The sequence below is a fragment of the Chryseobacterium rhizosphaerae genome (genome assembly GCF_003385455.1).
GTDB lineage: Bacteria > Bacteroidota > Bacteroidia > Flavobacteriales > Weeksellaceae > Chryseobacterium > Chryseobacterium rhizosphaerae.
Genome location: NZ_QNUF01000023.1, coordinates 51,540 through 64,452, shown reverse-complemented (window position 1 = coordinate 64,452; position 12,913 = coordinate 51,540). Strand labels below are relative to the sequence as shown.

The window sequence follows — 12,913 nt, the reverse complement described above, 5'->3', positions numbered from 1 at the left end:
CTCTTTCTTTTTGGCACAAAAATGGAGATTGATTTTGAAAAGTAAAGTATGAAGAAAATTTTTATAAGTTTAATGTTTCTGGCTGGTATAAGCGTATGGGCACAGGAAGCGGGGAAAGCGGGGGAGTTGTTAAAGAATGAAGCTTCAACAACGGAAATGCAGTCTCCTAATAGCCTAAGCAGAGGAAATAAAACCTTTGATCACAATACAGCCAATCAAAACAACAAGATAAAAAATCCAGGGTATCAATGGAATAAAAATTACGGATATGCAGAGGTCTTTTTGCGCATTCCTGAGCAGGGGTTTTTCACTGTTGAAATTGGTGATCAAATGATGGCCAATGGTTCCGGGAAATATAGATTTTTTGACTTACAGTCCGGAAGAATACCGATTGCAATCTATGAAAATGGATTTTTAATGTACAGAACTACTTTGATGCTTCGGAATAACAGCAGAATGGTACTGGATTTCTTTACCAATGAAGGGTTATATCTGCTGGATTCTTATCCTGTTCAGGGGCAATACGGTTTTAATGACTGGAATGATGTCTGGAATAATCCTTACGGAAATCAATCCGGAAACTGGAATAACGCTGGTAATGTAATGGACAATACAACCTTCCGCCAGTTTTTTGAAATGTTGCAGAGAAATGAGAAATTTGATGATGGCAAAATAGCTATGATTAATCAGCAAATGCGAAATTCTATGTTTACCGCTGCACAGATCAGAGATTTGGTGAAGTCGATCAGTTTTGATAAAAATAAATTGTCTTTGGCTAAATCTATGTATCGGAATTGTGCCGATAAAAACAAATACTTTCTGGTATCCGATGCGTTTGATTTTGAAAGTAGTAAACGGGAACTCATGGAGTATGTTACGAATTTATAACAATAAAAAAAGAGGTGATTTTCATCTCTTTTTTATTGTTGATTGTTTAATCAGAAATATGCTTGTTTCTATTTTAATAATAAACGTATTTGGGTTTAGCCTCACCCTATTTTAGATTACATTATTTTTATTGGGTCATAAAATTGAGCGTGTTTGGGCGCAATATTAAACTGTATCCCAAATGTAACCCCTTTAAAGTATTTTTCTTTGTGGATAGGAAATGCATATCCGGTATTGAGAAAGATAATATTGAACAGTGTAATACCGATTCTGGGTTCTATGGAATAGGGGTTAGAAGATAGTCCGAATAATTTTCCCTGATCGGAAAGATAAATATGGGCTTCCGGAATAAATTTATCTGCATGATTGATATGGCTATACAGAAGGGAGGGGCCCAAAATAATAGATTTCCCATGAGTATTACCTATTCTGAATTCCAAGCCGGTCTGTAAAACATTTCTTCCGGTATAGCGATAGGCAACCGTAATAGCTGTTTTTTCGAGTAATTGAGCATTGATCGTGATCACCGAAATAAGAAATGCCACAGCGAAATACTTTTTCATGTCTTCTGGTATTTTTTATTCAAATGTACAGGTTTTAAAAGCTATCCGACAGATAAAATAATTCTTAAAAGTATTAAGTAGGGTAAAATCTTCAAATTTCCGTACCTTTGTCAGCTAATTTTATCATCAATGCAACTCGGAAAAACTCAAACTTTAAAAATTTCAGAAAAAAATAACTCAGGATGGATCTTAGCAGATGAATCCGGTGAAAAGGCTTTTTTGCCAAAAATTTTCACGAATGAAGACAAAGAAATAGGTGATGAGGTAGAGGTTTTTGTTTATCAGGATGATGATAAATTGAAAGCAACTACTGAGATTCCATTGGCTGAAGTGGGAGAGTTTGCTGTAATGAGTTGTGTGCAGAGTCTTCCTAGCGGAGCATTTATGGACTGGGGAATCATCAAAGATTTGTTTATTCCTTACAAACAGCAGAAAACCAAAATTATAGAAGGTAAAAGATACCTGGTTTATATCTACGTAGATGAAGATATGGACTTGATTACAGGAACTACAAAATTCAAGAGAAACCCTCAGTATCAGGATTTGCCATTCAAGAAAGGGGATAGTGTAGACCTGCTTATGATGAATGAAAGTGAGATTGGCTGGAATGTGGTGATCAACAAAAAATATATCGGGTTGATCTATGTTTCCGATGTTTTTAAAAAGCTTTATCCTTTGTCTGAAGAAACAGGTTATATTAAAGCGATTCGTGAAGATGGAAAAATTGATGTTTCTCTGCAGCCCGAAGGTTTTGAAAATGTTGATGAATTCAAACAAAAGATTCTGAACAGATTGGAGGAGAACTACGGACTTTTACATGTTTCGGACAAATCTTCTCCTGAAGAGATCAAAGATGAGCTTCAGATGAGTAAAAAGAACTTTAAGAAAGCAATTGGAGGACTTTATAAGGATAAGATTATTGATATCCTGGATGATAAGATCAAATTACTATAAAAAATAAAAGAGCAGAATTTTCTGCTCTTTTTTGTTATTCCCTGTTTTTAACCAGCAGCCATCCACTGTAGGTTCTTCCATCAGACACTTTTATGGTGTACCAGTAGGTTCCTGTGGATATAGGTTGGGAGTTATATTTTCCATCCCATTGAAAAGGTTTTTTACTGATGGTTTCCTTAAAGATCATCAATCCTTTTCTGTCATATAAATTGACTTCTGTTCCCGGATAATTCTCTAATCCGGCTATTTTCCATGTATCATTTGTTCCGTCACCATTGGGAGTGATGGCATTAGGAATGTTGAATATAGAGAAGTTTTTCTGGCCAATAATACATCCTGCTTTTGTTCTTACATAGACGGTGTATTCCCCGATATTTAAATTGGTGAAAATATGGGAGTCCTGCCAGGTACTATTGTTTAAGGAGTATTCATAATTTCCGGCTTGGGAAAGAATGACCGTTGCTGTATTATTAACAATGTTTACTGATACAATCTGAGCTAATACGGAATAGCTGATCTGCACAGAATCTGTATTTTCACAGCCGAAACTGTTTGTTACTTTTACAGAATAGGTTCCCGGAGTTGATACGGTAATGGTCTGGGTTGTTGCACCGGTGTTCCATAGATACTGCAATCCGGGTCCTGCATCTAAAGTCACAGATTTTCCTTCACAGAAATCCAACTGATCAGGAAGGTTGATGAAAGGTTTTGGATTGACCGTAATATTCAGCCTGACTATTGTAAAGCATCCGTCAGTTGTGGCAACTTTTACATGAACTAAGGTTGATCCATTGTTTACAACATAAGCTGAAGGATTAGTAATGACATTTCCACTCATATCTGTGTAAGTAAATATATAAGCGCCCGGATTCGTAATGATATTACTTTCAAAAGAATGTAGATCTACTGTCATTGTGTTTCCAGTTGTCGTATTACACAGTAGCGGAGTATAATCTTTGGCTGGAATATTATTGATAGAAAGGGTTACAGAAACAGCCAGTTTCTCAGATTCACAGCTGTTTGATGTCTGCGTTACATAATAGGTTTGTCCATGTACAAGAGGAGTGGTAGCGGGTAATACCGTTCCTGAGGCATTGTAAAACACCAGAGATGTTCCGGTTACGGCAAGGTTAGCTATCGTGGGATTAGCGGAAGCACAGAAATCCTGGTCAATATTGGCTGTCGGCTTAGGAGTGGTATTGACCGTCACCTGAACAGCAATTGTATTGCTTTCACAACCGTTGATAGTTTGAGAAGCATGGTAAGTCTGGCCATTGAGAAGAGGCGTTGTAGCCGCTAACAGATTTCCTGCAGCATCATACCATTTTATATTCTGACCTGTGATCTGGATATCTGAAATTTTTGGATTGTTTGTGGCACAGAAGGTTTGTATTAAGTTTGCTGCAGTGGGAAGGGCAGGTGATGTTATAGTTACATTTTGGTTTTGAGTGGCTGTATTTCCGTTTCCATCATTATACGTCCAATGAATGATATAGTTCCCTGGAGTTGAATATGACAGAGGGTCTGTGGTGGTTGCAGTAATTACCCCTGCACAGTTATCCGTAGCAGTTGGAAAGTTAGTAACCGTTGTATGGCAATCGCCTGTAATATCTGTTAGATTGACAGCATTCGGAACCGGAGCGGCATGATCACCTACCACAACGTTTACGGAGAAACTTCCGTCACAGCCTCCGGATCCGGAAACCTGACATATGTAGGTGCCGGAATTAGCTGCTGTTGCATTGTTGATGGTTGGGTTTTGTAAAGAAGAAGTAAAACCATTGGGCCCTGTCCAGCTGTATGTTGTTCCTCCGGTAGCATTCAGTTGGAGTGTTGAATTAATACAAACCGGAGAATTGGAAGTGATCACTGCAGCTGAGGTACAGTCCTGAAACTTGGCAATAAACATATCATTTGAAGGATGTGACCCCTGTTGTTGGAATGTTCCTGGTGTTGCTATACCTGTTGTATTGTTGCTAGACATACCGGTGAAATAAATGAAACCTTCATTATCCTTTGTGATTTCACCTAATTGTGTTCCTCCATTCCCTCCATAAAAAGTACCCCATTCTTTTATATTACTGGGATTATACTTAATCATAAATGTTTTAATATAAGGGCCGGTTGAAGTCATGTAAGCATTTGGTGTAGCAATGTCTGTTTGTCCTACATCTGATAATCCACTGTAAAAAATATTTCCCAGAATGTCAATATATGCTGAAAGTCCCATAGTATAGTGAAAAGGGAAATAAGTTTTCTCTATTGCATTGGTACTTAAGTTTACTTTCCATACTCCTGCGTTTTTACTCGGAATATTGTTGTCGAAAAATTCACCAGCCAATATCAATGTGTTGTTGATTATTCTTGCCTCACGTATAATATCTTGTCCGCTAAGGCCGTAATAGCTTGATCTTAATAGATTTCCTGTTTTTGAAAACTTTAAGTATAAGCCATCAGTTATTCCCGAATTTGTAGACTGAAATGGATTAATCATTAGTATGTTCTGAGCTTGGGTAGCCCCTATGACTTCTAAATCATCAACAGAAGAAAATATTTTAAAAATAGATGTTGAATGATCGGAAGCCCCAAAGAAAGTTGACAATTCTGTGTTCCCGGTGGAAGAATCAACCGAAGCTAAAAAAGCATCAAAGTACCCTGGAGGACTTGCTTTACTATTTTGTGTGGCATTAAGGACCGGAAAATTTGCGCTCATAGTTTCTCCTCCAATATAAACACGATTTTGGTTATATGAGACACCCCCGATATTATCATAATAGCTTCCGATAAAATCTTTCTGGAAAAGTAAATTACCATTGGTGTCAAATTTTACCAGAACAACGTCCCTGTTTGATTGTAAGCGCTCTATAAAACCTCCAGCATAAATATTATTATTTTCATCAAAAGTTACATCCATAAGTGCATCATTTCCTGAAAAGCCATAATATGTTCCCCAAAGCCTTTGTCCGTCTTTAGTTAATTTCATTAAAAAACCATCACTGTAAGCATTGATATTTTGCTGATATGCACCTGAAGTAGCCATATTGGTATTGCTGGTTGTACCTCCCAAAAGATAGCCTTTATTATCGATGTCTGTTTTAATCCTTCCGCCTTCTTCGCCATAGCCCCCTGCATAACTTCCCCAAACTCTTATGGGAACAGGGTCAATTATTACTGTTTTGTTTGAAATTTCTATTGGAGAGCTAAACCCAAAAGTCTGATCGCCCAAATCTTTAAAATAAACATTTAAACTTTGTCTGTTTTCTCCTTCAATCCAGCTGTTGGGTATATTTTCATGAATCTCTCCAAAACGGACATTCATTAAAAGTTTATTGTCTTTGATGGATGCAGAGGCACCATTAATTTTCATTTTAATATCCGAGATCTTTCCACCTGGGTTAATGATAAAATTATATTCAATGGGTTTTAGGGTATCCTTTGGTTTGAAGAATACCAGATCAATATGAGGATATATTTCTTTGTATATAAGTTTTTGATAACGGTGAATATTGGTAACCCCCTCAGGCTTTTCAGAAAGGTTATAGTAATTGTCATAATCCAGAGATTTTCCTTCTGCTATAACTGATGTGTTTTTATTGGAATTGACTAACTGAATATCAATTCTATGGAAAAGCTGCTGATAATTAAACTCATCTTCATAGTAGGGCTTTGAATCAGAAACCGCATTCTTAATAAATTTTGAGGAATTTAGATTCAATGTCTTTTTTATTTCGTAGATGTCATATGAGAAGCCATTAGTTCGTAGCTGTACATTTAATCCGGAAGAATGATATAAGTATTTTACGCTGGGATTTGCCTTTCCTTCTTGGTCAACAATTTGTCCTTTATTTTCGTAGAAATAGTAATCGTTCTTAGGTTTGTTTTGAGAATAATAAAACACACAGTGGAGAACCATGAACATCAATAAAATTTTTCGCATCAGGGTATTAATTTTTTTTGCGGCAAAGATATAAAAATGCCCCTCTCATCAAATATTAAATAACACATGGTGTTGAATTATATGAAAAATATGATGTAAATCATAACAATTTTGTTTAATATTTTTGTTTAACAATTTTGTCAAAAACAAAATTTGTTTAATTTTGCACAAATTTGTTTAACAAAAATGTCAAATCAAGCAAAAAAAGACCAAACACAGGAATTGATCAAGGAGACGGCGAAGAATTTATTCTTTGTGAAAGGAAAATTTGATGCTACAACGCAGGAAATTGCTGATGCAGCCGGAGTGAACAGAACACTGATAAACTACTATTTCCGCTCAAGAGATAACCTGATTCAGATTATTTTCGATGAAGCACAAAAAGTGGAACAGGAGAAATCTAAGATTATCCAGACCTCAAATCTTCCTTTTAAGGAGAAAATGAGTGAGTTTATAGAAAGCAGCCTTGCTACAAGCCTTCAGTATCCTTATCTGGAAACTTATATTGTTTCACAGATCAATAAAGGAAGCTGTCATCAAAGAGAAATTGAAGAAGATATCCTGGACCAGATGTACCGCGATATTGAAAAAGAAATGGAATTGGGAAATATTGAGAAAATGTCACCCGTTCAGTTTATTCTGAATATGGTTTCGTTATTGGTTTTTCCAAGTGCTATAAGACCTCTGTTTATGGAGAATCTGATGATTAGTGATGATGAATACGATAAGATTATTTCAGAACGGAAAGAGATTATTATCAATATGTTATTTAAAAATTAAAGTATTTCAGAACGGCGTTCGTCATATAGAAATAAAATAACAACATTAAACTACATAAAAAAATAAACGAAGTATAAAATTATGAAAAGAAAACGTATAACTGCGCAAAAGCTAAAAATTGGGATAGCTGCAGCATTTATGATTTTCGGCTTTTCATCGGTGTCTGCACAACAGCAGGTTTCTTTACAGGAAGCCATTAAGCAGGCTCTTCAAAATAAGGCAGAAGCCAAAAAAGCGGCCTTACAGATCAAAAAAGCTGAATATAAAATAGATGAAGCCAGAGCAGGAGCTTTACCTCAGGTAACCGGTACGGCAGGCTTAACTTATAATCCAATTATTCAGCAGTCATTACTGGAGTTTGGTGGACAAAGAATAACCGCTCAGTTGGGACAGCCTTGGAGCACCAATGCAGGGGTAAATGTTCAGCAGGCTATATTTGATCAGAGAGTCTTTACTGGCCTTAAGGCTGCAAAATCAACAAGAGAGTTTTATATCCTGAATGCTCAGTTGACCAATGAACAGATTATTGAAAATGTAGCCACTGCTTATTATCAGGTGTTTGTACAGGAAGAAAACCTTAAGACTGTGGAGGTAAGCTACACCAATACAGAAAAAACAAGAAATGTTATCAAGAGTCTAGTTGATAACGGATTGGCAAAAGCCATTGATTTAGATCGTACAAACGTACAGCTGACTAATATTGGATCAAACAGACAGCAACTTATCAATTCAGTTGAGCTTTCAAAAAATGCTCTGAAGTTTTACATGGGAGTTCCCATTGATTCCAGTATAGAGCTTGAAGAAAAGACTATTGAACCGAAACCTGAGCTAATCGTCAGCAACGTGGATCTGAATAACCGCTTGGAGATGCAAGTGAAGAATAAAAACAGGGAGCTTCTTGTGTTCAACAAAAAAGCAACGGAAGCCTATCTTTACCCTACTGTAAGCCTGCAGGCCAATTATGCATGGGCGGCAACAGGAAAGAAATTTCCTCTTACCAATGGTTTGAGTAATGGGGTACTTTGGAGTGATTATTCAGCAATAGGGCTAAATATTAATGTTCCGATCTTTACAGGAGGGTCTACAAAAGCTAAGATTCAGCAAGCTGAAATTGATATTCAGGATTTGGATTTGGATATTCAAAATACACAGTTGACTTTGAACTTGGATTATAAAAATGCGATTTCCAATATGGAAAACTCTATCATTAATATCCAAAGTATGAAAGACAATGTAGGCCTTGCGGAAAGAGTACAGAAAAATACTCAGTCTAATTATCAGAATGGTTTGGCAACACTTACAGAAGTTTTAGATTCTGAGAATGCTTTGACTCAGGCAAAACAGAATTATTCAAACGCATTATTAGACTATAAGCAAGCTGAGATCAAATTAATTAAAGCTAAAGGAGAATTAAACACACTACAAAACCCATAACTAAAATGAAAAAAACTTTAATATATATCATCGTAGCAGCTGTACTTGTAGGTTTGGCAGCCTATAAGATTGCAGGTAACAAAGAGAAACAGACAAAAGAGGTTAAAGAAGTTGCTAAGCAGGTTGATAAGATCAACGTGAATGTTGTAACGGTTTCTAGAGAAAATATCAATACCGATTACTCAGCCAACGGAACATTTATTCCTAAACAGGAAATGAATCAGTCTTCAGAAATTGCAGGGCGTATCGTTAGTGTTTTGGTAAAGGAAGGTTCCAGAGTTTCTGCAGGTCAGACGTTGGCAACTATTAAAAGAGATGCCATTGAAGTTGATGTAACACAAGCTCAGAATAATTTGCAAAATGCAATTATTGACAACCAACGTTACGAAAACGCATATAAAACCGGTGGTGTTACAAAACAGCAGCTGGATAACTCAAGACTACAGCTGAAAAACATGCAGGCTGCCGTTAAAGCTCAGGGAGTAAGAGTAAATGATACCAGCATTCGTGCAGGAATCAGCGGAACGATCAATAAAAAGATGGTTGAGCCTGGAACAGTGGTTTCTGTAGGGACTTCTATGTTTGAAATCGTTAATATCAACAGTCTTAAACTTTCTGTATTGGTAGATGAAAGTCAGGTAGGAAGAATTGCACTGGGACAGGAAGTTCCTATTAATGTCAATGTTTTACCTGAAGATTCTTTCAGCGGTAGAATTACCTTCATTGCTCCTAAAAGTGATGCATCTTTAAATTTCCCTGTTGAAATTGAAGTTCAGAACAGAGGAAACTTAAAAGCAGGGATGTATGCAACCGCTTTATTTAAAACCAATCACGGTGCTGAAACTCAGAATATGCTTACCGTTCCTGCAGAAGCTTTCGTAAACGGAGTAAGTTCAGGGCAATTATTTATCGTAAACAATGGTATTGCTAAACTGATCAAAGTACAAACAGGAAAAGTGTACGGTGATAAAGTTCAGATCTTAAGCGGACTGAACGGTGGTGAACAGGTAGTGACCAGTGGACAGATCAACCTTGATAATGGTGCGAAAATCAATATCGTAAAGTAACAGAAGATGAAGTTAGCAGAAATATCCATTAAAAGGCCATCCCTTGTTATCGTATTGTTTACGATACTTACGTTGGGTGGTTTATTAAGTTACTCCATGATGGGGTACGAGTTGATTCCAAAGTTTGAAACCAATATGGTAACCATTTCTACGGTATATCCCGGAGCTTCGCCTGCTGAGGTGGAAACTTCGGTAACCCGGAAAATTGAAGATGCCGTGGGTTCCCTGGAAAATGTAAAAAAAGTAGAATCTTCATCTTATGAAAGTTTATCGGTTATTATGGTTCAGCTGAATACCGGTGCCGATGTAAACTATGCTTTGAATGATGCACAGAGAAAGGTTAATGCTATTTTAGCAGATCTTCCGGACGATGCAGATCCACCTTCTTTGCAGAAATTCTCATTGGATGATCTCCCGATCATGACATTGAGTATTTCCAGTGATAAACTGAATAATAAAGATCTTTATGACCTTTTAGATAAAAAAATAGAACCTATTTTCTCCCGTGTAAACGGTGTGGCTCAGGTTGATCTTGTAGGAGGGCAGGAGAGAGAGATTCAGGTAAACTTAGATGAAAAGAAAATGCAGGGATATGGGATTGCCATCGCAGACGTACAGCAGGCGATTCTTTCCTCAAACCTGGATTTCCCGACGGGAGCTTTGAAGACGAGAACTTCAAGATCTACGATCAGACTTTCCGGAAAATATAAAAGTGTAGATGAGATGAATAACCTTGTCGTTTCCAATAAAAATGGGGCTCAGGTTCGTTTATCTGATATTGCAACAGTTTTCGATACACAGAAAGATGTGGAGAAAGTTGCAAGATACAATCAGAATTCTACGATTTTACTTCAGGTTAAAAAGCAATCTGATGCCAATGCGGTTTCAGTTTCAGAATTAGTGAAGAAAACAATTGCCGATGTTCAGAAGAATTATAAAACTCAGGCAATTAAAATAAACATTGTAGATGATACAACAGACTTTACACTTGAAGCTGCGGACCATGTAATTTTCGATTTATTCTTAGCGATTATCCTGGTAGCAGTAGTAATGTTATTGTTCCTTCATAACATCAGAAATGCATTTATCGTAATGGTTTCTATTCCGATGTCATTGATTGCAACAGTAATTGGGATGTATCTGATGGGCTATACCTTAAACCTGATGAGTTTATTAGGACTTTCACTGGTTGTTGGTATCCTTGTGGATGATGCCATTGTAGTTTTGGAGAACGTTTACCGTCACATGGAGATGGGGAAAAGCAGAATTCGTGCAGCCTATGACGGAGCTTCGGAGATTGGATTTACCGTAACAGCTATCACCCTGGTAATCGTGGTGGTATTCTTACCGATCGCGATGAGTTCAGGATTGGTATCTGATATCCTGGCGCAGTTCTGCGTCACGGTGGTTATTGCGACATTATTCTCCTTATTAGCTTCATTTACCATCATTCCTTGGTTATCTTCAAGATATGGTAAACTGGTACATTTGACAGGTAAAAATCCTTTTGAGAAATTTATCCTTTGGTTTGAAAAGCAATTGGAAAAATTCACTCACTGGATCACAGGAATTCTGGAGTGGGCTTTAAAAACAACATTAAGAAGAATTATGACAGTAGTCGTAACCTTCATTATCCTGATTTCTTCATTCATGCTGGTCGCTTTCGGATTTATCGGTGGTGAATTCTTCCCTAAAATGGACAGAGGACAGTTCCTTGTTCAGATGGAATTACCTAAAGATGCTTCTGTAGAAAAAACCAATCAGCTGACATTGGAGGTTGAAAGATATCTTAGAAATGATAAAGATGTTGTAGACATGATCACCACGGTTGGTCAGCAGTCATCAGGATTTGGTGGTGCGCAGGCTACTTTATATCAGTCAGAGATCCAGGTGATTCTGGTCGATAAATCTGAGCGTAATGAAAGCACAGATATAAAATCTGCAAGAATCAAGAGAGCATTGGAAGAAAAATTCACAGGAGTTGAATTTAAAACGGCACCAATTGGATTAATGGGAGCAGATAATGCACCGATTGAAATGGTGGTAACGGCTCAGGATAACGAAACAGCCAATAAAGAAGCTAACAGAATTCTAGAGTTGCTTAAAAAAGTTCCTGGTTCCGTAGATGCAGAATTATCGACTGACTCTGGAAATCCGGAAGTTCAGGTGAATATCGACAGAGATAAAATGGCATCTTTAGGCTTAAACCTTTCCAGTGTAGGACAAACGATGCAGACTGCATTCAGTGGAAATACAGACGGAAAATTCAGAGCCGGAGAATATGAATATGACATCAATATCCGTTTTGGTGATGCCAACAGACAATCCATTGATGATGTAAGAAACCTGATGTTTACAAACCCTCAGGGTGAGCAGATCAGACTAAGTCAGTTTGCAGAAGTGAAAATGGGTTCAGGACCGAGTTTATTGGAACGTAGAGATAAAGCACCTTCTGTAAAGGTAAAATCTAAAGTGGTAGGTCGTCCTGTAGGAGATGTTGCTAACGAATGGGCTGCTCAGTTTATGGATAACGAAAAAACAAAACCGGCGGGAGTAAGCTACATCTGGAGTGGTGATATGGAAAACCAGACCGAAGGTTTCGGTACCTTAGGAATTGCATTGATGGCCGCTATCGTATTGGTTTACCTGGTAATGGTTTCATTGTATGATTCATTCGTATATCCGTTTGTAGTATTATTCTCTATTCCTCTGGCATTGATCGGGGTAATGGTTATCCTTGCTATCACCGCAAATTCATTAAACATCTTTACGATGCTGGGGATGATCATGTTGATTGGTTTGGTAGCGAAGAATGCGATTATGATTGTCGACTTTGCGAATATGAGAAAAGAAGCAGGAGCCAGTACTCATGATGCTTTGATTCAGGCGAACCACGCACGTCTTCGTCCGATCCTGATGACAACAATTGCGATGATTTTCGGTATGATCCCGATTGCGATTGCAAAAGGAGCAGGAGCGGAGATGAACAACGGATTGGCATGGGTTATTATTGGTGGTTTGACATCATCTCTATTCCTGACGCTGATCATTGTGCCGGTAGTTTATTCATTATTTGATTCAATTCTAAGAAGAATGGGTAAACATGAAAAAGTAGACTACGAAGCTGAAATGAAAGCTGATTATGTACATAAAGAACTAAGTGAAGACGGATTTACTCCGAAACACGTAGACTAAAAATAACAACCTTTAATTAACCCAAAAAGCGTATCATTTTTTTGATACGCTTTTTGATTTTTATAAATAGTAAGATTGTTTAAACTTATGAGGAG

Annotated in this window: 8 protein-coding genes; 6 read left to right on the top strand and 2 right to left on the bottom strand. The window is 37.3% G+C overall.

The window, feature by feature from the left end:
• The first annotated feature begins 48 nt into the window (after window positions 1-48).
• Window positions 49-888: a DUF4476 domain-containing protein gene (locus tag DRF57_RS17425; protein ID WP_047491143.1), complete on the top strand. Its 840-nt coding sequence runs from the start codon at window positions 49-51 to the stop codon at window positions 886-888.
• Between the two features lie 116 nt (window positions 889-1,004).
• Here the strand turns inward: DRF57_RS17425 and DRF57_RS17420 are convergent, their stop codons facing one another.
• Complete coding sequence (locus DRF57_RS17420) at window positions 1,005-1,451, bottom strand: hypothetical protein (RefSeq protein ID WP_115919875.1); 447 nt, start codon at window positions 1,449-1,451, stop codon at window positions 1,005-1,007.
• Between the two features lie 129 nt (window positions 1,452-1,580).
• On the opposite strand from DRF57_RS17420, the gene DRF57_RS17415 reads away from it, so the two are divergent.
• A complete protein-coding gene (locus DRF57_RS17415; protein WP_047491138.1) occupies window positions 1,581-2,405 on the top strand; it encodes a CvfB family protein in 825 nt (274 codons plus the stop codon).
• 34 nt (window positions 2,406-2,439) lie between these two features.
• Here the strand turns inward: DRF57_RS17415 and DRF57_RS17410 are convergent, their stop codons facing one another.
• Window positions 2,440-6,342 (bottom strand): DUF7948 domain-containing protein, encoded by a 3,903-nt coding sequence (locus DRF57_RS17410; RefSeq protein WP_115919873.1) that lies wholly within the window; start codon window positions 6,340-6,342, stop codon window positions 2,440-2,442.
• A 186-nt stretch (window positions 6,343-6,528) separates the two neighbouring features.
• On the opposite strand from DRF57_RS17410, the gene DRF57_RS17405 reads away from it, so the two are divergent.
• The 4 genes from DRF57_RS17405 to DRF57_RS17390 all read left to right on the top strand — a co-directional run bounded on the left by DRF57_RS17405 (window position 6,529) and on the right by DRF57_RS17390 (window position 12,818).
• Window positions 6,529-7,122 carry a TetR/AcrR family transcriptional regulator gene (locus DRF57_RS17405; RefSeq protein WP_047491133.1) on the top strand — a complete coding sequence of 198 codons (594 nt, stop codon included), beginning with the start codon at window positions 6,529-6,531 and terminating at the stop codon, window positions 7,120-7,122.
• 81 nt (window positions 7,123-7,203) lie between these two features.
• A complete protein-coding gene (locus DRF57_RS17400; protein ID WP_115919871.1) occupies window positions 7,204-8,556 on the top strand; it encodes a TolC family protein in 1,353 nt (450 codons plus the stop codon).
• Between the two features lie 5 nt (window positions 8,557-8,561).
• The gene (locus DRF57_RS17395; RefSeq protein WP_047491129.1) at window positions 8,562-9,623 is read left to right on the top strand and encodes an efflux RND transporter periplasmic adaptor subunit; all 1,062 of its coding nucleotides are present in this window, start codon (window positions 8,562-8,564) and stop codon (window positions 9,621-9,623) included.
• Window positions 9,624-9,629: 6 nt separating this feature from the next.
• Window positions 9,630-12,818, top strand: coding sequence for an efflux RND transporter permease subunit (locus DRF57_RS17390; RefSeq protein WP_047491127.1), 3,189 nt, complete (start codon window positions 9,630-9,632; stop codon window positions 12,816-12,818).
• Window positions 12,819-12,913: the final 95 nt, after the last annotated feature.